The following is a 22190-nucleotide window of genomic DNA, read 5'->3' as shown; positions in this document are numbered from 1 at the left end:
GCGTTCTATTTAAATGTGAGGATGATAAGCGAACAGCGCAGGCGCGCCGCCGGTATGGATAAACAGAATGGGGCCTTCATCCTTAAAGCGTTTCTGGCTGATACCATCAATAAGTCCCGCCATCGCTTTACCGGTATAGACCGGATCAAGCAAGATCCCTTCCAGACGAGCCAGCAATTTTACCGCTTCCATCCCGTCGTCATTAGGAATGCCGTATCCTGGGGCGAAATAGTCGTCCCACAGCGTAATCCCGGCTTTCGCAGTCAGTTCAAGACTGTGGGCAATCTCTTGTTGCAGCGTCACCACTTTAGGTAATTGATCGGCCACGCTACGCGATACGGTCACGCCAATCAGCTCGGCTTCAGGCATCAATTGCTCAAGCCCTACCGCCAGCCCAGCATGCGTTCCGGCACTTCCGGATGCAACCACCACGGAGGAAAGCGTGACTGCACCTTCACACTGCTGAGCAATTTCCAGCGCGCTCTCAACATAGCCCAACGCACCCAGTGCATTCGAACCGCCAACCGGAATCACATAAGGACGAAAGCCCTGCGCTTCCACCCGCGTTGCCAGTTCTGCCAGCTGCGCGTTGGGATCGTTTAAGGCATCGCACATCTCAATCTGGACATTAAACAGATCCAGCAGCAGACGGTTACCGTTGCTGAGGTAGTTTTCCGCTTTCGTCCCCATTGGGTTTTCCAGCAGTGCCACACAGTGCAGACCCAGCTTCGCCGCGACGGCCGCCGTCTGACGCACATGGTTAGATTGAATGGCCCCTGCGGTGATAAGCGTATCAGCGCCTTCTCGTAGCGCATCAGCCGCTAAAAATTCCAGCTTACGCAGCTTGTTGCCGCCCATCGCCAGCGGCGTGACGTCATCACGCTTGATAAAAATATCGCGGCCAATATAGTCAGAAAAACGCGGCAGATACTCCAGCGGCGTTGGCGCGCCAATAAATTCCAGACGCGGAAAACGGGTTAAATTTTGCAGTGACATAAAATCTCCTTGGTCTTGTTTTTATTATGCGCCTTAAATGAAAAATGTAGCCCTATTTTCAGAAATCACTAAAGAGCGCCCAAGAGCATGAGTTTTCTTTAGTTTATTCATAGTGTTATAAGTATATGCCATATGAAAATCGGTAAAGTTCATATGTGTTATAACGTCCCAATAGTGTCCCATAATGCCCCAAAAATAGCATATTTGTCCCATACATGCCCCATCACATCACCGGGCAGTCGTCGAACTCTCCCGAACGCGCATCATTGATAATGTAAGTGATCACCCCGAAAACACCTCTTGATGGCGAACTACCATCGAGCACTTTTGCTGCTCACCACCTTATCCGTCACTCCTTTGGAGGCAATCTTCAATGCCTGGTTGAATGCAATAACTGTTACTGGCCTTTGCTGAAATTTGACCCGGTTGGAGTGACTCTGAAAAACGTAAACATCGTGGGGATATTTGTCCCTGCGCCTCTGTACAATGTGGCGAACAACGGCTGGTACAGATAGGATTTTCTCTTCAAATCTTCCGTTCGCCTCCACTACAAGGGAGTCACCTATAAGGTTACCGTAACGCAGACTGACCACCCTACCAATGCCGACCGGTAAGATATGCAGAAGAACCCATAAATCTGACCATGTGTCGCTGATATCTTTCAGTTTACAATTTATCGATGCGAATTCATGTAACGTTAACTGGCTCATGTTGTGTACTTTTTTTTCTGGCTGATTTGCACCAAGCTTATCAAAAAAAAATGGATAAAATCATGATTAGCTCTCATTCCCGCGCTCATGCAAGCTCCGGCTGTAAACAGAGTCAGCAGGCATCTCAACGCGCACCGAGATAAATACATCATCCGGGATATCTACTGGTTCACCACTCAGCCCGGTTATCAGCTTGTAAGTGGCGTAGTAGCGCCGCTTTCCGTATCGCATGACCGTTAAACTCTGCGCTCCTGAAGATCAGTAATTTGTTTCTGCAACTCCTGGATTGATAACGTCAGTTTGGCAATCATGGCTGTCTCGTCCAGAGAATAAGCATCAGCGGCGTTGTTTTCATCGAATCCCTCTTCAAGACCTTTGCCCTTCACACACTCCGGGGATAGTTCAACTAAGTCGTTGGCAATAAAACCAAGCTGCGTCTCACTTTCAGGAATGATACCTCGCTTCTTAAACTTGAAGGTCGCAGGCTTCCAACCCATGACCTCGCTCAGTGCTGTGGCTGAAATAGATACCTCATTCATTGTGTTTTTATCTGAAAGATATTGTATTTCTTTTTTCAGGAGCTTATCGGATGTGGTTGCTAACTGAATTGACCCTGCACGAGTAGAGTCTATATACAACGCCACTGGACCGGATTCGTAATCAATAAAATACCCGGTTCGTAATGCTGAGAAATTATTGATACCTGCTCTACACAGTATGCCTCCTTCGGCATTTAATACAGCTTTGCGCGACCCTGATACAGACCCTATGTTAAGAATCTGACGATTGGAGCTATCTGCAAAATCGTGTCTCTCAGCCCATGCAGTAAGTCCTTCTTCATTATCGATGGTCGTAAAAACTATCCTGTTGGATCTGTATCCAGCTGCTGAACGGGTCAATGATATTTCACCGTTAACAACCCCACCAGATTTACCATTTATCGTATCAAGGCGAAGATCCGTGGCATCTGCTTTAGCTTCCACGCTACTCATCAGTTTTTTAGCTGATGGCCCTGTCGTCTGGCTGGTATCTGGAAGCGTAATGGTGACATCGCCAGTAGCGGTGAAGAACTGCTGCCAGTTCCGTTTGTCGAAGTTAAGCCCCCGCAGAGCTTCGGCGCTTTGTGTGACAAGTGCAGCGGTAACCAGGTTCATCGCAACACGCGGCACGGCATACCATGCTGCTCCCGCCTGACTTGGGCCAGTGAAGTTACTCACCAGCGTCAGCGAGGTATTGCTTTCAACACTTTTCACTGGGAGCGAATACGGAATGCCTCCCACGGTAACTACGGCGAAATCACCGGCCGCCAGTTCGGTTGTGAATGCCGTGCCGGAACCGGTAACAGCGGCTGATTTGTTGGTCAGGGTTAATGTTCCTACGGACATAAGGACTCCAGAAATTAGGAAATAAAAAAAACCGCCGAAGCGGGTCTATTAGCCAGAAAAACGTGCGGTCGCTGGTGAAACAATTATCGCGAAGGGCTGGAGCGAGAAATATAACGTATTCCCTATGTTGCCACTTACACGCTCAATCTGAACCGTAATTTTGACATTTGTTACGCCGGCAGGAACATCGACAAAACCAGCCGATTCATTTTCAACAGTTGTCGTGCCAGTACTAGTAAACCACCCGAACGCCGTCTGTCCATTTATCAGTATTCGCCATCTATACACCTGGTCATCTCGCGTTGATGCGATACTGCCATGGAAATATGGAATACAGATTCGCACTGCATATCTTGACCCACCTTCCCACACAACACTCTTACTGGTGATGTTACCCTGAGTAATAAGCATGGATGAGAATGTCCAGATAGCTGAGATATCACCTTCGATTTTCTCAGCGGCAACAGTACCGTAAAATTTTCCGTCCCCGTTTTTATATAACGCCCAGCCGGTATGGGAAGCGTCACTGAAATTGGCTGATTGTAATGTGTCTGTGATTTTGGCGTAATCAATGGATGCATCCGCTATTTTTGCACCTTTGATAGTGGCGTCTTTTATTTTCACACCATCAATTGAGGCATTACGGATAAACGCATCACTGATAAATACCTGCCCATTCACGACGGCAAAAGGTGAATACTGTGTATTCCCACTGCCACTCATCAGGACGAACTGGTTAGCATTAAACCCGATGCGAGTGACTACCGGCTGCCCAGACTCCGCCAGCACCGCAATCGACATCCCGGCGTTATACATTATCCCGTTGATGCGAACACCGGTTTTCAGGGTGTAAATCGCTGAGGCTCCAGTAGCATCAACGACGGCAGTCAGCTTATCTTCCAGCGCCGCAGTCACGCCATTGAACTGCGCTTGTACCTGCGTGGACATTTCTGCCATCGCCTGGTTAACATCGGCGATAGTTGTCTTCACCACCAGGATATCAGCGCGGACCTCACCTAACTGAGCAAACTGATGCTCAACGGTTCCGTGGTTCGCCAGCGCGTTCTGCATAATGCCTTCAAGGTTGGTATCAATGTCTCCCGTCAGGCGGTCACCATCTTCTGATGTCAGAAAATCGCCGGCTATATCTCCCAGATAATCATCCGCATTATCGTTAGCCATTCCTCGCAACCAGTCCGTCCAGCCAGATTCGTTCCCCGATTTATCGACGAGCTGCGCGCGGTACCAGAACTCCTGCCCAGCTTTAAGACCCAACTGGACATATTCGGACTGCGGATACGGGACATCAGACAACAGGAGCGGATTAGAATGATCGGCGTTGGCGGTGTACTGAATTTCAGTTTTGAGTGTATCAGCGGTATTTGCCGGGAATCCCCAGTTCAGACGGATGCCCCAGTTAATCCCGGTCGCAGCAAATCCAACTGGCTTCGGCGGATTCCCCACTTTGCCGGTTAGCGTGGCCTCTTCCGAATATCCCCATCCGGAGGATATTTCCGCCGCGTTGATTGCGCGAACGCGCACCAGATAACGCCCGGAGTAAATGGATTCCACTTCAAAGCTCGTCGTTGAGCTCCGTGGTACATTCACCCAGTTTCCATCATCGCGGCGCCACTGTGCTTCATATGCGATAGCGTTATCCACAACGGACCAGGTCGCGCGCAACGTTTCCACGCTGATGCCCTGCTGCACAGCTGAATAACTCTCGATGACAATATCCGCCGGCGCTGACTGATTGCCCGGCGGGATCACGCTGACAGGTCGCTGGTCAATGATGGCGCCCGTATCGATCCGGGCATACTTATCCGGGTCATGTGCCGCACCGGAGATCGTAAACGTGCCGTCGTTATTATCGGCAACACTAACAACCCGGTATTGCTGGGCGTAGAGTTCATCCGATTCGACAACCCACACGCATTCCACCTCCGGCGTTTCACTGAATGTCGTTGTAACAGTAATCTTGTTACCGGTTATCGCCTGAATCGTTCGGCTCTGCGCCGCACCAGATGGCAGGTTGAGGATCAGACGGTTGCCAGCAACGGCATCAGCCACCCGATCCAGTTCGATAACCCGGCCATTCACCGCACGAATACGACCGCCCGTAACCTTGCCTGAAAGCAGCTCATCAGCGACAGCGATGATATAACCTGGCTGCGGAATATTACCGTCCAGCCCAACGGAGAAGGTAACTACCCGGTCTTTGTTGTTGGTGAGGATGCCCCAGCGCCCTTTGCGGTTCGCTTCTGATTGCCGTGTGCAGCCAATCGCGGTCATTTCCAACTGATTAAAGCCGTAGCGCGCAACAAGCTGCTGCTCGAATACCGGTTCCATGGCGTCGGCGTAGGCGTTGTCAGGATCGGACCAGGAAACCAGCGCGGTGGTGTAACGGGTTTTGGTGGTGCTGCTGGCGTATGTAAACAGGCCATCGACTACGTTTGCGCGAGTGTAGGAAAAATCGATATCCCGCGGCATATCGGCCAGCGCAACAATCTGATCACCGCCCCAGTAAGTCATTCCCCGGAAAATAGCGGCAAAATCACGCATTACGGTGTAAGCGTCATTCCGGTCCTGCACGTAGACATTGCAGGTATAACGCGGTTCTGTGCCGTCGCCGCCCTTCCCATCCGGCACCATCTGATCGCAATACTGCGCGACTTCATAGAGTGACCATTTGTCTATATTGGCAGACGTCAGGCGATTGCCGAGCCCAAAGCGGTCGTTCAGAACCAGATCGTAAAACACCCACGCAGGGTTATCTGTCCAGGCCCATTTAAACGCACCGGTCCAGGTACCGAGATAACTTCTTGTTTCCGGGTCGTAGTTATCCGGCACGCGGATCACCCGCATTTTCGGCTCGCAGGAAATCTGCGGAATGGAGCCATTAAACTGGCTCGAATCAAATTCAATGTAGAGCAACGCGGTGTTCGGATAACGCAGCTTGGCGTCGATCACTTCCGTGTAGCTCTGAAGCGTCATTGTGTCGCCTACTTTGGCGCTGTTCGCATCCCCTGTGGTTTTACGCAGGCGTAGAGTCCATGTGCTGCCAGAATGGGGTAAATCGATGCGATGGCTACGCTCATAGCCCGTTGTGGTTTTACCTGATACGCGCGTGCTTAGCACCGTTTTCCATGTGCCACCGTCGGTCTGCAGGTCGATAGCGTAATTGATGGTGTATCCCACCAGGTCACCGTTGTCCTGCTGCTTGTAAATCGAAGGCCATTTAATTCGCAGGCGTACAGCAGAGAGCAGCGTATTTGTGAAAGTACGGGTCCAGGCGGTGGCGCTGGATATCTCAACCCCCATACTGATTTCGTTCTCTGATCCAGGAATCCCCTGGATGTATTGTTGAGCCTGAGTCCCTGGGCGAAATTCCCAGACTACCCCACCAAAGTTTTTCGAGCCGTCGGCGTTCTCCAGCGGCGTGCCGTCGAGGTAGATATCTTTGCCGGTCAATCCGCCAGCAAATTCACCTTCACCGAGCGCCACCAGCAATTTTGCCTTTGCGACAGACTGGAGATCATCCGGTTGCTCCGTCGGCGTCCGGCTTTTAGAACCGCCACCTTTCCGCCCTGTGATTTTTTTCGGCGCCATATTTTACCCATAAAAAAACCACCCGAAGGTGGTTGTTAGAAATGATATTTGCTATTGCTTGTCTTCGACGTAAATACCCGCCGATACAATTGCGCCACCGATCCGGCGTCGTCCATAGCCAAAAGGAACAGGGTTACCCTGAGCAGCGGTGTTTGTCACACCACCAAAGGCGTAGGAAGCCTGGTTATCGGCATCCTGCTTGCTGGCGAGCCCGGCTGGTTGTGGGGAAAGCATCTGCACAATACCGCCCAGCATCATCGCTGCACCAATTTTCATTGCAGCTGGCCCCCATGCAGCCCCACCCCATGCCTGACCTATGGTTGCCCCCAATGCTCCGACAACAACAAGAACGGCTCCCAGAATTGTTTGCAGTAAACCTGCTTTTTTACTCCCAATCACCACGGGAACAATGCGAATCACCTCTCCCATAACTGGAAAGCCTAAATCATCCATCCCGAGGTTTTTTTTACCTTTAAATACAGCATACGTTAGCCCGCGCATTTTGCTGGTATTAAGGTATTTTTCAAAACCGGGGATAGTCTTTGATAAGGCATTTATTGATTCGGCTGTAGTTGTTATTAGCCGGTTATGTACTTTCCCAAATGATTTGCCTAGCTTTCCACCCAACTCAATTCTTGTCATGACTTCTTGCATATAAGCCCCAATAAAAAAAGCCACATAAAGTGGCTTTAGCGATTAGACAAATCTTAGAGGCAAGAGCGAGCAGCTTTACTCCATGGATCCCCAATGCCCCTACTGGCTGCATACACTTTTACATCAGAGCCGCCTTTATCGTCCCCTTGTATAACCGCCATAGATAAAACTCCGAATAAATCATCGGCAGCCGATATTCTATATCCGGTTTCCGTTTCAATGCTCGTTGCTTGCGGGTGTAAGTCCTGCCATTTTGGTGACAAGCATTTATTATATTGCGCTGTGCTCTTTGACGAATGACCAGTATAAATCGGTTCCCCTTCCTGCAAAGAAGAAGCGCTACACCCGAACAACCCCAACAAAGAAACAAATAATATGGCCTTTTTCATATCCCTATCCCCTTTCGATAATGCAAAAGGTTAGCACAGAGATTTATGCCGTAGTACCTTCATTGTCCGTTCCTGCCAGTAGCCGCCATACGGAACGCGCTGGCTCAAATGTCCATACAGATGATGCAATAGCATATTGTTTTCCAGCAGGATCCCAGCATGGTTCCACTTATTGGCCTGTACCTGCATGATAACCATGTCGCCAGCGCGCGGCGGCCCAGTAAACTCCCGGAAGCCACACTCATACCAGCAATCACGGTAAAAGTTCTCCGGGTACTGGTCCTCCCACCAGGGATAATCCACACGGTAATCCGTCAGTTCAATGCCATGCGTCTGTCGGAAATAGCTCATCACCAGCCCCCAGCAATCGAAATGCCCGAGTACGAATGGACGTTCCAGCAGCTGTAACTCGCCGCGCGGTTGGATAGTACGGATATCCCCTTCCGGCCAGCTTGCGATATGCCAGTGCAGCAGCGTCGCGTCACACTGTGCCTTATCCAGTTCACTCGGCTGCGTTGTGGCGTCCGGGTGACTGTGTACGATGGCAATCACCGTACCCCAGTCTTCAGCAGCGGCATAATCCTCTGATGAAAGATGGAAATGTTCAGTCGGGTCCGTTGCCAGATTGCGGCAAGGAATGTAACGCTGCACCCGGCTTTTCTGCACCACCACACCACAGCATTCCCGCGGATATTCAGCAGCAGCATGCGCCATGATGGCATTGATAATCTTCTGTCGCATATCAGCTCCTGAGAAGTGAGGTGCCCGGAAAACCGCCAAACGGCAGCTCATTTCCATCGCCGAAGCGGAGTTTGCACGCCGTCAGCGTGCCGGGGCATTCATCCAGCGAGGGATCGTCAACCGGATTATTGTGCTTATCGAAATAGCGATTCCCGGCATAGTCGCAACCATCACCGGAGCGGTACTTGTTGCGGATGCACCAGGTACAAAGTGAATGCAGCTGGCGCGTCGGTATCATCAGCCCCTGCAGATCCATCGGACTGGTGAGCTTAAATGCCACTACCTCATTCGTTTCACTATCTTTGGCATCGATATAAAACACCTTCAGCTTTTCCTGCTGCGGATCCGCCGTCGGGTTTCCCTCTGGATAGTTTTCCGCATCCAGATACTGCGCCAGCGTGTCGTGGATGGTGACTTTCGCCTGTAGCAAGTCATCGTAAGCAAGACACAGCGCGGTAATGGAACTATCAATGTTAGCGACCGACAGCGTCGGCTGTGCGCTGGTTCCGTCGGTAGCCGTCTCTATCCCTTCTATTTCACACGGCCAGGCTTTATATTCCAGCCCCTGCCACCAGATAGATTTTGCGGGCAGCTTGTCCTCATCCCCACCGGCAGCCGTGATTTCCTCGGGCGTGTGCGCAATATTATGCGCATGAAAGCGAAGTACATCGCTGACACCAAACACGGTGCCATCGATATCAAAAAGCCGGATCACATTACCCGGCTCAAGCTTCTGATAATCACTGTTTAAACTCATGGTGCAAACGCCTGTTCAAATGTTGCTGAAATGGTTGCCTGAGTCTTGCCGTTAGGCAGGAGCTTTATAGAGTCAGCAGCCACACGATAAAGCCCCTTTTCGCCATGCGGGGGGGTGAAGATAAATGATCGGGTACAATGCTCGCGGCAAAAATCCCTGATAGCGAGGGCCGTTGTTAACGGGCCACGGTACGAATATGAAAATTTGATGCTTTCCGAATTAATACCGTTTTCCGAAACTTGCTGGTACCCGTCACCGAACTGGACTTTTCTGACAATACGGGTGTATTCGGCTGCAGGCTGTCCTGACACCTGGATGGGCCATATAAAAGTTTTGATTGCCATAGTATTCCTGAATTGGTGGGTTAGCGCGTTTTCATCGCATTAAAAAGCTGGCCACCAGGTCTGATGGCTTTGGCGATATTGTTCTGACAGAACTGATCGAGCATCTTCATCATTGCTTTGCTCATACCATCATTGCTGCCGGAGGATTTTGCAGAGGTGGTACCATCACTTTGCACAATGATGGTGTTGTTAAAGACAGGATTACCGGCACCAGCATTCCCGGCCACCACCCCCAGCTTGCCGTTTGCACCACGTCGTAAAGGTAAAATAGCTTCCGGCCCAGCCTCGCCCATCACACCGCCGCCCTTCGCAAAGGCAAAGAAAGTTGGCCGGTCAACAACGCTGCCACTGTAGGCGCTAAGAGATGCTGAGTTATAGACGCCACCGTCCGCGTTTGCGGTCAGTCCAAAAGCATCAGTCACACTGTTTACACCGTTAACCAGTGCCATTTTGATCAGAATTTCAGAGAGCATACTCAGAATGGAAACCGTGAACTCCTTGAAACTGCCTTTACTCGTAGTAAGGAACGTAGTCAACTGAGAGGTGAGGCCATTCAGTGCCGCTGTTCCTGCGCTCTTCATCTGCTCGTAGGTATTGGTGGAGGCGTCAGCGTACTCAGCCCAGCTTTTCTGCACACCAGACGACCAGTCCCCTCTTAATTTATCTTCCTCCGCGTAGTAGTCCTGAGCGGCTTTCAGTTGCTGCTGATAACCTGCGTCCTCCAGACTGCCACCGGCATTTTTCCACCCGCTACGCAACTGGGCAAACGTCGATTCGCGACCAGCCATGCGGTCGCTCATCGTCGCGCTACCGGTCAGGGCTGATTGCTTCTCGGCCATCTGGGTAGCATATTTCGCTGCGGCGTCCATGCGCTTATTAAGCTGCTCCTGGGCAACAATCTGGTCGCCAAGCAACGCTTTCTGCTGCGCCAGTTCAAGTACCTGGCCTTTACTCGATAGCAGGGATTTTTCCTGCAGAGATAACTGGCGAGTCCTGGACGCGGCCTCCAGTACCGAGAACTGAGCCTCTGCGGACCAGAGTTCCTTACGCTGCTGGCTAATGGTATCGGTAATGCTTTTATGTTGCTGAAGCACACTCAACTGGGACTGAAGGGCCAGTAAATCCCTCTGGCCGGAGTCCTCAGCCTTATCGCCGGCGGGAGTGGTGTAACCTTTCGCTTTCGGTGTTTTGGGGTCTTTAAATTGCTTCTCGATCCCGGCGCGCGCTTTTGCAATGTCCTCCGGACTCCACAGCTTAACCCGTTCACTCTCAGGAAGGGTTTGCGTCGCTTTCGCCGCCTTCGCATTATCAGCGATGGCTTTGTTTAGATCCCTTTGTGCCAGCGCTCGCTTTTCCGCCTGAGTCGTACCAGCATCAAGATATTTATTGAACGCGATCTGCGCTTCAATACCGTCTTTATTGATCTGGTTGAACTCGGCTTTTTTCTGGTTGTATCCTTCCTGAGACGCAACAACAAACTCAAGGTTTTTAATGTTCGCCTCGAGCTGGGCTTTATCCACGCCCATCGCATTATTTTTGAAACGCCCCCAAATCCCCTGCTTACTGTTCTCCTGAATTTCTGCCAGAGTGTCTTTCATCGTCTGGAGCTTAGTCGCGTCACCGCCGCTACCCCGTCCGATGTTCAGCAGTTCATCCCACATCCCTTTGAAAGCATTGCGGGTGGCTAAAGCGGCCCTTTCTACCAGTCCAAGGTTATCAAGCAGTTGCTGGCTGCGCTGCTGCTCAGAACGACTATAAGCATCCGCCGCAACCTGCCCGGCGGTTTCCTTATCACCACGCCGCTCGAGTGACGAAATGTACTCGAACTGTGCCGCCGTCAGGTAGTTCAGCTGTGCATTAAGCTCCGCAGAGCCTCTGGTCGGAGAATCATAAAGTTTCTGGAAATTCTTGATCGTTTCATCAACGGATTTCCCGGTTGCTTCCTGCATCGCTACAGCAGCGCGCGTAATGCTCTCAATCTGGGAGCCTTTGAAGCTACCGCTGCCGACAACCTGCGCCAGAGCAGCAGCGCTGGTTGCCTGGGAGCCATGATTTCCCGCAATGGATTTTGCCAGCTCAGCCAGCTGCCCCGCCGTCTTACCCGCAGAGTTCCCGGTCAGGATCAGCTGCTTATTAAATTCAACGGATTCCTGACTTCCTTCATACCAGGCTTTACTCAGCCCGTAGATTGAAGCCGCAATGCCGCCCACAGCGCCAGCAATCCCCAGCCCGCGCAATGTCATCAACTGCTCTATCCAGCCAGCCCGGTTCGCAAGCGTGATCCCGGAGCCCTGAAGCGCGCCAAAGTTCCCTCTTGCCAGCTCACCGACGAGTACACCGAGCTCACGCCGCGCCGCGGCACTCTGAATGCCCAGTCCACGCGTAGCCGTTTTCGCGGTATCCAGTTTCCGGATATAGATGTCTGCAGCATCACTCACACCAAGCTGTGCCGCTTTAAAGCGCAACATTTCGGTATTAGAGAGATTCTGCGCCGCGACCTGAGATTTCAGACTCTGGATAAAACGAGTACGCGCGGCGCTGGCCTTTTCTTCTTCCTGGCTAAGCTCCTTCTGGCGCTCTGCTGTGCGAGAGAGCAGGACAAGATAGTCCTGCTGAGAAATCATTCCCTGAGAACGAGCATTACGGAATTGCGCCTGGGCGGTGGCCAGAGAGTTTGTTTCCCCGGTAAGACGCTTCGCACCATCAATTTGCCGAAAAAAGACTTCGGTCAGTTCATCCTGTTGCTTCCCCGTTGCTGCAGCACTGTTGCTGTTCTCCTGCAATTTTCGATTAAAAGCAGCAACACGCTGGTGCGTTTCCTCCACCGCTGCGGCAGTTTTTTTCCAGTCATTTGCCATTGCATCAGCAGCGGCTGACTGCTTCTCCTGCATGTCATTCGCCGCTCGGGCTCCAGCATCGCCCATCTGCTTAAATGCCGTGGCCTGCCGCTCGGTAGCCTGCGCAATCCGTGACTGCGATTTCTCGGACTCATCGGCCATGCCGGTGAGCTGCCCTTTAATCCGGGCAACCTGTTCAGCAAATGTGGCGCTATCCACGTCGAGATTAATAACTAAATCGCTAATCTGCTGGGCCATATCTCACTCCCCCAAATATCCCCTCTCCCGCCAGCATCAGATCATCATCCGTTTTTTCTGGCTCATCATCCGGTTTAGAAAGGAGGCTGAAATCAGCATCATTTATGTCACTATTGCCCGTGAGCATCGTTACAATCAGCCCTTTAGTCGTCGCAAACTCGGCATCCAGCAACTCTTCACTGAATGGCGTTGCGGCAAAATGATTGACCCAGCCAGAATATTCCGTCGCACTCATTTCGCTTAACATGCGCCGCCAGTCCGGGCGCCGGAACTCGCGCGCCAGCCGATGTACAAAGCAGCGCTCACGGGCGGCTATTTTGCCAGAGGTGCCAGCTCGTCCTTGACGCTGTTCTCATCCTCTGCTCCGGTATTATTGCTACCTTCCGTCCCGGATTTTGGTGCCATACCGCTGAGATCCAGAACCTTTTCAACCGCAATATTCAGCGCATCCGAGGACCACGTGCGCATCACTTCCAGATGCAATTCATCTTCGTCACGCTCCGGCGTGCTCTGCCACAGTGAACGGGAAACAACCCAGGCATTCACCTGAACATTTCGCTTCACCATCAGCGCCATACGCTTCATCTCGGAAATATCTTCGGGCGTGTCGGCTTCAAGACTCGCCAGATAGTCAAAATAATCAGCACGCTGCAGTGCTGACAGTTCATAGAGCACGACGCTACCGCCTTCCAGGGGAAGGGATTCCTTTTTCAGAAATGACATGTTTTTTTACCTGTTAAAGAGGCTCCAGAAAGGAGCCGTATCAGAGGGAATTAATCAGGGAGCGGTGACGGTGACCGTTGCAATTGCAACATGCTCACCATCCGGGGTCATACCGATAATCTCGGCCTCACCGGCAGCTACACCCGTAACCGTGACAACGTTGTCCGCAATAGTGATAGAGGCAATCGACTTATCAGCCGACACAACCCGGAGAGATTGATCTGTTGCCCCGGCAGGCAGAATGCTGAAGGTAAGCGTATTCGTTGCACCAACAGACAGAGCCAGGGTTTTCGGCGCCACGCTGAGGCCCGTTACCGGAACATCCGCCGAGCGGTCCTCTTCTGCCAGAGACGGCTTGCCGGAGTTAGTCACCTTGACGGTACGCGTAATGACCTCTTTCGCTGGCACCGCTTTACCCAGGCTGCTCAGCCAGCCACGGAATACATCGACGGCGCCATTTGGATACTTAATTTTATAACCACGAACATCGCCAAGAGTGAACCACTGAACCAGCCCCTGCTGTCCGCTTTCACCTGGCTTCCACGCGAGGGTAAAACTGGTATCACCCGCAGATTTTTCCCCCTGAGCGGTAGAGCTCCAGTCCGCATCTTCATCGTCCAGGTAGGTGTCATCGTAGGATTCAGCCGTCATTTCCCCCGGTGTCAAATCCTTGATTTTTGCAAGCCGGGTCCAGTCTGCATCACTCAGCGGGTTGCCATAGGGATCGCCAGTGCCGGTATAGAGCCATAATGTTGTACCCGCACCTTTTACCGGTGCGAGAGGATTTGGTGTTGGCATTGTGATTTCCTTACATTGAATAAGTAATGGAGTAAGTCAAATCAACCGAACCCCACGTGGCCATCTCATCATCACGCTGATAGTCATAGCCCTGCGGGGTGATTGTTTCGATTAACTGATCGAGCTGGGGAACCATTGCCATGGCCGGATAAACTTTTTCTTCCATCCAGTTATCCAGCGCAGTGTCAGGATTGGACGCTTTCAGGAATACTTCAACATGCAGTACTGCCTGCCAGTCATCCTCGTCCAGCGTCTGACCAGCGTATTCAGCGTCCGACAAATAAACGGCGACCGCGGGGAGATCCTGCTCTTCAAGAAATACCGGGCGACCGTCGAACCAGCTCACCTCGCCGGTAATGTCGCTCTTAAGTTTTGCCAGGATAGCGGCGCGAATAGCACTGTGTTTGCTCATCGTTTCAGGTGGATCCTCAGTTGGTTTTTGAGCGCAGAGGACAGCTCTTTGGGCATATCACTCTGGATAAGGGTTTTAGAGATTGTGGTGAACGCCTCCGTTAACCGGGCATCCAGCGGAACCTTCACCACATCAATCGGGTAGCGCGCCTTTCCGACACGCCGCATCACCTGCCATCGCCCGTTGCTCAGTTGCTGAAGAAATGCATTACGGAAGGTATACGGCCCGACTTTCAGCACACTTCCCTGACCATGTTTTGCGCCTTTACGCCGGGCAAGCCGTACATGGGCTGTACCTAACTTGATCGCAGGTAAATTACCCCGGTTGATTTTGATAGAAGCCACAAGCCTGTTATGGCTGGCCTTGCGCAGCCGCGAACGCTGCCTGACCAGCCTGACCGGGAGCCCTTTTTTCCGGTTATCGTCAACTGTGGCCTCTTTGGCGACCTTTTTGCTGCCCTGGCTGATAGTCCTCCCCGCGACGCGGTTAAGTGCTTTAGCCGTGGCATCAGGGACTATCAATCGACTCAGGCTATTCAGGTTCTGGATAGCCCTTTCAAGCCCTTTAACCGACATGCCACCTCCTATTCAATAAAGATGCGCGGCTTACCGTTAAATCGCTCATGGCGGGTAAGACGAAACTCCTCACCCTCGAAAACAACCACATCACCACGGTGCGGCCGATATCCGGCAGTAAAAACCACCAGCGCTCGCCCGGTTCCTGCCAATGGCCCCATTTCCTCCAGCGACTCCGCCGGAACAACAATCATGGGGATATCGTTAATGGTCGCCGGTTTGCCCATTTTATTAACCGTGGCCGCGTCCATGCGGCTGGCCAGTTTTTCAAAGGGGTTAGGCATTGATTTTTACGGCTACAGTAGAGGAACCCGCGCCAGCATCTTCCCAGGCAACTCCAGCCAGATCGGCATCAGTCGCATCGAGTTGCACCTCACCGTCTTTGATATGAACCTGCGCACCAATGGTAATAGCGTCGGTTGATAGCTTAGGCAGCAGGAAAACACCTTCGGCAAAACCGTCTCCCACCTGGCCTGCCTCAATATCCGTAATGGCCACCGCCAGCAATTTCCCCACCAGCACCGGCGAACCGCTCAGGATTGCAGCGCCACCCGCATTGGCAATCACAATGGTTTTGCCAGGTTGTACAAAATTCTTCGCCATAAATTCAGTCTCCATCCGGCCCCTCACGGAGCCGAATTCAGATATAAAAAAAGCCCTGATGGGCTAAGGATGTAATGCTTTGTTGAAGGGGATTATTTCCCGGTTGATTTCGCCAGGCCGCGGTAATCCAGAGGGGAAACACCGGCATCGATGCGCACTTTGGTCGCGATGCCGTCAGTCGAGAAACCTTCCTGCTGGTCGATATACGGAGTATCAACACCGTTCAGATAAGCCACTTCGATGGTATCGGATCCTTTCGCTGCAGCCAGATACCAGGCATTGCTATCTTTAGCATCCAGACGCGGTTCAGCAATGACCTCGGCAAAGTTCTGAATCGGGTTATTAATACCGGAGTTGATATCTGCCCCTTTCACACTGGCGGACTTAATCGTCTGGTTCGCCAGGGTTTCGAGTGCCACCGGCACCAGCATATAAGCCGGGCGAATGTTCAGGAAGCGTTCACCCTCTTTCTGCAGGCGCATCATCTTGCGTGCATCATCAAGGCTGCCAACAGAAATGGCACCCGCAGACAGGTTGGCGTGATCCGCATGGAACAGCGCCTTACCATCGGACAATTTAACGTTATCGGTCAGGACGGCGTAGACCAGATCGCCGATCGTCCCTTTTGCCGCACGGCCCATTTTCATAGGGACATCCGTCAACTGGTTTAGATCATCGTTGATAATCGCCTGGCGGGTAATGGAGAAGATTTCTCCGTAGGTGGCCAGCGCGATGCTTTCACCTTTATCTTTGGTGGTCACATGCTTATATTCAGCCCCTTCGCGAACCTGACGCAGAGATGGGAAGCCACCCAGACCGACACGATGCGCCGTTTTAAAGTCTGACAACTGGCCTTTTTTGGTCCACTGCTCAAAGGTTTCTGCTGCCTCTTCCCATCCCTGCAGCAGCGCTTTGTTGGCAACATCCAGCAGGATATTACCGAAGTCCGAGGTGCTGTGCGTCAGCGCCATGCCGACCATCTGCATCGGGTTATAGCTGGATACACCGATACCGCGTTCGGTCAGCGCCATACGCGCATACTCACGCAGTGTCATGCCGTTGTAGACGTTGTCTCGTTCCATGCTTTCAAAACCTGCACGCGCCATCAGCGCCTGACGGACACCATCACCGACAAAGTTACCGTTACCAGCGTAAATGTGCGCATCACTGGTTTTATTCGACGGGGTCGCTGTTTTGCCCAGAGCAGCCAGCAGATCATCTTTTGCCTGTGCAACGGTGCATTCCGGATCCGCAATACATTTATTCTGCAGCTCATGATGCTTGCCGCCGAACATTGCAAAGAGATCGTTAATTGCGTTTACACGGTTCTTTTGCTCGGCGAGCACCTGGGCGCGAATAGTTGCTTCATCTGCACCAGCAGCAGGCGCTGGCACCTGCGGTTGTGGGTCACGCTGAGCGGTGTTGCGTGGCGGGGTGACCATATTACGAATGCTTTTTGGCATCTTTTCAAAATCCTCAATACGTTTTGATTGAATACAGGCCATCGCCTGCAGAGAAGTCGTGACCTGGTCAGCAAAGCCCAGCTCGAGGCACTCTTTACCATCCATCCAGGTTTCATCTTCCAGCATGGCGGCGATTTCTTCGGTTGATTTACCGGTTTTCTCCGCATATGCGGGGATCAGGACGGATTCAACTTTATCCAGCAAATCGGCGTAGTCGCGCATATCGTTCGCGTCACCACCGGAGAATCCCCAGGGCTTGTGAATCATCATCATGGTATTTTCCGGCATGATCACCGGATTCCCCACCATGGCGATCACCGATGCCATTGATGCCGCCAGCCCGTCGATATGAACGGTAATCGCGGCACCGTGGAATTTCAGGGCATTAAAAATGGCGATGCCATCAAAGACATCGCCACCGGGCGAATTGATATGAAGGTTAATATGGGTTACATCGCCCAGCGCCTTCAGGTCATTCACAAACTGACGCGCCGTCACGCCCCAGTAGCCAATTTCGTCGTAGATATAGATATCTGCTTCGTTATCGGCACTGGCCTGCATGCGGAACCACGAATTACTTTCTGCGCTGGCTTTCGGACGGCGGTGCGCCCGGTTCTTTGGCTTCGGCACTGGTGCCTCCTTTGTCGTTAGCAGGGTCGGTATCAAACACCAGGCCCATCTCTTTGTTTTCGTCAATCTCAGCCTTACGGCGCGCTTTGACATCGTTCGGGTTGCGACCGCTGGCGCGTACCCAGTCAGATTCCGTCGCGGCACCACCCCGGATTTGAGCTTTCCAGGCATTAGCCTCCTTAACCGGGTCGATCCACGGCATGACAGGACCGGAATACACCGCCGAATACAGCGAATCCATGTCGACACCGCGGGGTAATTGGATCTCGCCAGCGGCTACCGCCATTTTCAGCCAGGCGCGATACATTGGCCGGGTTACCGCGCCAATAAACCAGTCCTGCAAAATGAGGTAACCGTCTGTGGATTCAACCAGCTCCTGCCGCTGCGCGCTGTAGGTGCCGTTGTAGTTTCGGGAGGTACTCGAGAAGCTGAGCCGACTGCCTGCGGCGACAGCTCGAAGTTGCCCATTGCGGAAAGTTTCAAGGTTGGGATTTGGCCGGTCAGATTTCACCATGCCGATATCTTCACCCGGCTTTAGATCGTCGTAGATGATCCCGGGCTGAATCATCAGTTCACGGTCATCATCTGATGAACTATTGTTGTCCTCCAGACTCTGGCCATCGCCTTTTTTGATATACATCCCCAACGCGGCAGCAATACGCGCGGCGGTGAGTTCTGCATCTTCATACTCTTTTAGTGCGCTAAGACGCATCAGAACACCTGATAGCATCGACACACCTCGGGTCTGGTGCAGGCGACGGACGAATTTCAGATGCAGCATGTTTTCCGCATCGATCTCTTTCGTATCAAACTGCCGACCTGATACAGGCAGGCTTTTATAAACCTGAAATTTCCTTGGCCTGCCCCAGTTATCGACAAAAACACCCTGATTGAGCTGGCGCGCCGCGTCGCTGTTCATGGGGATGAAATCAGGCTCAAGCGCTTCAAGCCAGAAAGGTATCCCGGCGGCTGGCGTCAGCCCATTCCCCGTTCCGCTGACAAGCTGAGCAAACACTTCTCCGTCCCGCAACCAGGTACGCAGCATCAGACGCTCAAGCATCGGACGGGTAAACTGGTTTGTTACATCGGGCCTGACAGACCACTCAGCCCATTTGCTACGAATCTGATCGGCCAGCTTTTTGGCTATTTTCCCGTTAGTCATTTTCGGGTGCGGTTCGACAATAATTCCGGCCTTACCAACCACCCGCTCTTCCAGCTTGTCGAATACCCCAATCACAAGATCGTGGTTGTTATCAAGCCACCGGGCCTGCTCCCGCAATGAAACAGCCCCCATATTACTTAGCTGGTCGGCGGAGCGATTCTCACGGCGGCCTTTGTGGGTTCGGGTCGGGGTCACAGCCTCATACGCCCTGATTTTCGCGCGCGCCTGCAATCGGGCAGCCTTCCATCCGGGGGATAAAACACCAATCGCATCATCTAAGAGGCTCATGGAAACCTCGCCAGTCGGTAGCCGGGTCGCCCACGACGCTGCGAAATAAGGGAAGCGAGGCGGCGTTCCCACTCCTGCCGACCTTTACGGATCTCGGAGAGGTTTTCCATCGTCATTTCCTGCCCATTAAAGCGGATGGTTTTGCCTTCCAGCACTGCCATTTCTGCTTCTGTGTAACGCTGGATCATCGTTTCAATCGTACTTTGACTCACAACCACCCTCCTCCTGGACTTGTCCAGGGATTATCATCATCGGTTACGGGCTTTTTCCGCTTCCGGGTTTTCGTTGGTACAGGCTCAGGTTTCTGGGATGCCGCTTCGCCAGCTTCCGCCGGCGCATTCTCCAGCCACGTTTCCCGCCGCGCCCACTCAGGAGCATCGGGCCATTTAATTTTCTCGTAGCCGTGGAGGATGGCGAGCGCATCTGCATAGACCAGAAGGTCAAACGCTTCATTCGCGCCGCGTCCCGGCTTACTCCATTTACCATCAGTTGAACGCTCCTCATAGGTCAGTTCATCGTAAAACCAGCTACCGAGCCATTCCGGGAAATGCACATAACCGGGGCCAGGTGATTCACGCCATAACGCGTTGTTCACCCGGTCTTTCAGAGCATCGGTCTGGAGCAGGAAAAGCGGTACATCACCAGATGCCTGTGCCCGTCGGCTTGAGCGGCCGGTATTATCGGGAAAGGTTCTGGTAATGAGTTTTGAGCGGCGAACGCTGTCGCCTTTGAAGAGATAAATCCGTTTGCTGAGCCCATCGCGCCGACATTGGCGCCAGAATTTATAGGCATTATCGGTAACACCATCTTCCCCACCGGAGTCCACTGCCATCGCCATCAGACGCATGCACCGGGTCGGGTCGGAGGACAGCGGCCAGGCTTTATTAAACACATCGCTCAGCAATAGGTCCCAGTCCTCCGGGTAACTCGCTGGGTCAATCTGCTGGCTCTCGCCATTAGCGTCATAGCGCATTGATTGCCGTATGTTGTACCGGTCCACCAGCCACCGTTCGCCCATGCTTCCATACCCGGTGATCTGCACTACGAACCGTCGGTTACGCCCCGCCTGTACGTCAACTGTCGCCACAAGGAAACTGACACCATCCGGCACGGACCGTTTCGGCACATCCTCGGCGCGCTGTTCAAGCAACTCGCTTTTACGCTGCTCCATACTGGAACGAGGAAGATACGGACGCCCGAAGTCGGTATTAACGACGGTTTTAAGAGCTTCTTCGCTACCGGTTGCCTGATAATCTTGCTCGGCGGTTAGGAATTTGTAGATGAGCTGCGACCAGGTCTGGTATGCAGCTGCCGGGCCTTCCATCCAGAAAGAGGCAATGCGCGAACGTCGCCCCACTCCTGTTACAACACCCTGGTCGTCAATAGATTGCCCATCACGTAACCATACCCCCTTCATATTCAGGCCGCGCTTCATATCAGGGGTGATTTGCCCCTTACACGCTGGACACTGCAAATGAGCGTTTTCACCAGCTTGCACCGGATCAGCAATATCCCGGTAGCCTGCCATGTTGTCCATTTCAGGCTGGAAGTGTTCACCGCAATGTGGGCAAGGCCAATAAAGCCGGCGGCGGTCGCCGCGGTTATACAGCGCCAGAATACCCGTTGAGGGTGGCGCTTCATGTGGAGAGCTACGGCGCCATTTTGTATCACGTACATCTCGGCCCGGTGAACTCTCGACCAGCGTCATACCCGACGACATAAACGTTGTCGTTCGCTTTGATGCCAGTGAAAAAGCATCGCCCTCGCCGTCGATGTCTTCCGGGAAGCGGTCATAATCGGTCAGTGCCACGCACTTATAATCCGATGAGGACATGATATTGACCGATGGCCAGCCAATTTTCAGGTAGTTGCCGGCGCGGAACGTGCGGTCGTAGACGTTGTTATCATTGCGACGCGGACTGAGCCGGATTTTCACTTCGGGGCTACAACGGAAGGTACGATCAAGACGCTTTTTGGAGTGCTCGCGTGCTTTCTCCTCCGTCATCTGGATCAGCAGCATATCCGCCGGGTCGCAGACAACGTTGTAGACAATCCAGCCATCAATCAGGCCAATGGTTTTACCTGTTCGCGCCGGACCAACAAACACCACCGCATCATATTCACGTGATGCCAGACAGTTCATCGGCTCAATTACGTAAGGTGCTAGATCCGGATCCCATGGAACGGAGTTCCCCGCCCCCATTGGCACGCGCATATAAGTACTGACCGCATCGGCCACCTGCATGCGACGCGGGGCGCGTAAAATACCGGAAACATCACGACGGATGCCCCTGGCGGATGCCCGCTTTGCCATCAGTCCTCCTCTGGCTCTTCCTCCTCTGCTTCAGCGTCCTGTACCCTCTCTGCCATCTGGTCGCGTAGATCGTCGATAACGCTTTGCACGCGAGAAACCGCAGCCGGCGTTAACGCGCAGTCACGCTCGAGTACATCAGGGAGGGTTTCAAGTACCATGACGACGGCTTTCGCCATCAATGAGAATTCTCGCGCCACTTCATCGGCAGGTATTAACTGCCCGGTATCCTGCTCGAACTTCAGCCGTTCATTCTCCGCTTTCCAGTGAGAAAGCCTGTCAGATGGCGGCATGTCATCAATGTTGGCTGACACAGTGGGGATCATCAGTTCAGCCAGAATATCAGTGACCAGATAAAGCTTTAATTTGCTGTTACTGCCCGGCGCAGGTTCGATGTTTTTCAGCCTGGTGGCTACCGTCTGGCGATGTACGCCAGTTATTCCTGCCAGCTGGTTGATATTCAGTTTTAATGCAGCAATTTCCTGGTCCATGATGGTGAACACTTTTTGAACGATTCGACATCTGCACGAAATCGCCTCTAATGA

22 protein-coding genes and 1 pseudogene are annotated in these 22190 nt (G+C 52.6%); all 23 read right to left on the bottom strand.

Annotation, left to right across the window (positions count from 1 at the left end):
* Positions 1-9 precede the first annotated feature (9 nt).
* A complete protein-coding gene (dcyD, locus tag U0026_RS09390; protein ID WP_062778563.1) occupies positions 10-996 on the bottom strand; it encodes a D-cysteine desulfhydrase in 987 nt (328 codons plus the stop codon).
* Between the two features lie 223 nt (positions 997-1219).
* Positions 1220-1300: pseudogene (locus U0026_RS09385) on the bottom strand (S24 family peptidase); the annotation flags it as partial.
* A gap of 472 nt (positions 1301-1772) precedes the next feature.
* Entirely contained in the window at positions 1773-1937 is a 165-nt protein-coding gene (locus U0026_RS09380; RefSeq protein ID WP_156484230.1) for a hypothetical protein, read from the bottom strand.
* Between the two features lie 5 nt (positions 1938-1942).
* Entirely contained in the window at positions 1943-3091 is a 1149-nt protein-coding gene (locus tag U0026_RS09375) for a tail fiber domain-containing protein (protein ID WP_126440697.1), read from the bottom strand.
* A gap of 48 nt (positions 3092-3139) precedes the next feature.
* Positions 3140-6700 (bottom strand): TipJ family phage tail tip protein, encoded by a 3561-nt coding sequence (locus U0026_RS09370; RefSeq protein WP_241973973.1) that lies wholly within the window; start codon positions 6698-6700, stop codon positions 3140-3142.
* Positions 6701-6751: 51 nt separating this feature from the next.
* A complete protein-coding gene (locus U0026_RS09365) occupies positions 6752-7354 on the bottom strand; it encodes a tail assembly protein (protein WP_062779690.1) in 603 nt (200 codons plus the stop codon).
* Positions 7355-7407: 53 nt separating this feature from the next.
* Positions 7408-7743, bottom strand: coding sequence for a hypothetical protein (locus tag U0026_RS09360; RefSeq protein ID WP_062779688.1), 336 nt, complete (start codon positions 7741-7743; stop codon positions 7408-7410).
* A 30-nt stretch (positions 7744-7773) separates the two neighbouring features.
* Positions 7774-8484, bottom strand: a complete 711-nt coding sequence (locus tag U0026_RS09355) for a C40 family peptidase (RefSeq protein ID WP_062779686.1) — start codon at positions 8482-8484, stop codon at positions 7774-7776.
* A 1-nt stretch (position 8485) separates the two neighbouring features.
* Positions 8486-9241, bottom strand: coding sequence for a phage minor tail protein L (locus U0026_RS09350; protein ID WP_062779684.1), 756 nt, complete (start codon positions 9239-9241; stop codon positions 8486-8488).
* A complete protein-coding gene (locus tag U0026_RS09345) occupies positions 9238-9585 on the bottom strand; it encodes a phage tail protein (RefSeq protein ID WP_062779682.1) in 348 nt (115 codons plus the stop codon). The genes U0026_RS09350 and U0026_RS09345 overlap by 4 nt, the downstream gene beginning before the upstream one ends.
* A gap of 20 nt (positions 9586-9605) precedes the next feature.
* On the bottom strand, positions 9606-12680 hold the full coding sequence (locus tag U0026_RS09340; RefSeq protein ID WP_062779680.1) for a phage tail tape measure protein: 3075 nt from the start codon (positions 12678-12680) through the stop codon (positions 9606-9608).
* Positions 12664-12927 (bottom strand): phage tail assembly protein T, encoded by a 264-nt coding sequence (locus U0026_RS09335; RefSeq protein WP_062779678.1) that lies wholly within the window; start codon positions 12925-12927, stop codon positions 12664-12666. Before U0026_RS09335 ends, U0026_RS09340 begins: the two co-directional genes overlap by 17 nt.
* 65 nt (positions 12928-12992) lie before the next feature.
* Positions 12993-13403, bottom strand: a complete 411-nt coding sequence (gpG, locus tag U0026_RS09330) for a phage tail assembly chaperone G (protein WP_062779676.1) — start codon at positions 13401-13403, stop codon at positions 12993-12995.
* Positions 13404-13457: 54 nt separating this feature from the next.
* A complete protein-coding gene (locus tag U0026_RS09325; protein ID WP_062779674.1) occupies positions 13458-14201 on the bottom strand; it encodes a phage tail protein in 744 nt (247 codons plus the stop codon).
* A 10-nt stretch (positions 14202-14211) separates the two neighbouring features.
* On the bottom strand, positions 14212-14613 hold the full coding sequence (locus tag U0026_RS09320) for a phage minor tail U family protein (RefSeq protein ID WP_062779672.1): 402 nt from the start codon (positions 14611-14613) through the stop codon (positions 14212-14214).
* Complete coding sequence (locus U0026_RS09315) at positions 14610-15188, bottom strand: phage tail protein (RefSeq protein WP_062779670.1); 579 nt, start codon at positions 15186-15188, stop codon at positions 14610-14612. Before U0026_RS09315 ends, U0026_RS09320 begins: the two co-directional genes overlap by 4 nt.
* A gap of 8 nt (positions 15189-15196) precedes the next feature.
* Positions 15197-15472 (bottom strand): ATP-binding protein, encoded by a 276-nt coding sequence (locus U0026_RS09310; RefSeq protein WP_062779668.1) that lies wholly within the window; start codon positions 15470-15472, stop codon positions 15197-15199.
* A complete protein-coding gene (locus U0026_RS09305) occupies positions 15465-15791 on the bottom strand; it encodes a DUF2190 family protein (protein ID WP_062779697.1) in 327 nt (108 codons plus the stop codon). The genes U0026_RS09310 and U0026_RS09305 overlap by 8 nt, the downstream gene beginning before the upstream one ends.
* 92 nt (positions 15792-15883) lie before the next feature.
* A complete protein-coding gene (locus tag U0026_RS09300; RefSeq protein ID WP_082806343.1) occupies positions 15884-17884 on the bottom strand; it encodes a ClpP-like prohead protease/major capsid protein fusion protein in 2001 nt (666 codons plus the stop codon).
* Positions 17829-19406: a phage portal protein gene (locus U0026_RS09295; protein WP_164717392.1), complete on the bottom strand. Its 1578-nt coding sequence runs from the start codon at positions 19404-19406 to the stop codon at positions 17829-17831. Before U0026_RS09295 ends, U0026_RS09300 begins: the two co-directional genes overlap by 56 nt.
* The gene (locus U0026_RS09290; protein WP_062779664.1) at positions 19331-19546 is read right to left on the bottom strand and encodes a hypothetical protein; all 216 of its coding nucleotides are present in this window, start codon (positions 19544-19546) and stop codon (positions 19331-19333) included. The genes U0026_RS09295 and U0026_RS09290 overlap by 76 nt, the downstream gene beginning before the upstream one ends.
* Complete coding sequence (locus tag U0026_RS09285; RefSeq protein WP_062779662.1) at positions 19543-21648, bottom strand: phage terminase large subunit family protein; 2106 nt, start codon at positions 21646-21648, stop codon at positions 19543-19545. The genes U0026_RS09290 and U0026_RS09285 overlap by 4 nt, the downstream gene beginning before the upstream one ends.
* Positions 21648-22136, bottom strand: coding sequence for a DUF1441 family protein (locus U0026_RS09280; protein ID WP_062779693.1), 489 nt, complete (start codon positions 22134-22136; stop codon positions 21648-21650). Before U0026_RS09280 ends, U0026_RS09285 begins: the two co-directional genes overlap by 1 nt.
* Between the last annotated feature and the right edge of the window lie 54 nt (positions 22137-22190).

The organism is Kluyvera intermedia (assembly GCF_034424175.1).
In the GTDB taxonomy this organism is placed as follows: domain Bacteria; phylum Pseudomonadota; class Gammaproteobacteria; order Enterobacterales; family Enterobacteriaceae; genus Kluyvera; species Kluyvera intermedia.
The sequence above is the reverse complement of the archived record's forward strand: the minus strand, read 5'-3'. Positions and strand labels throughout refer to the sequence as shown.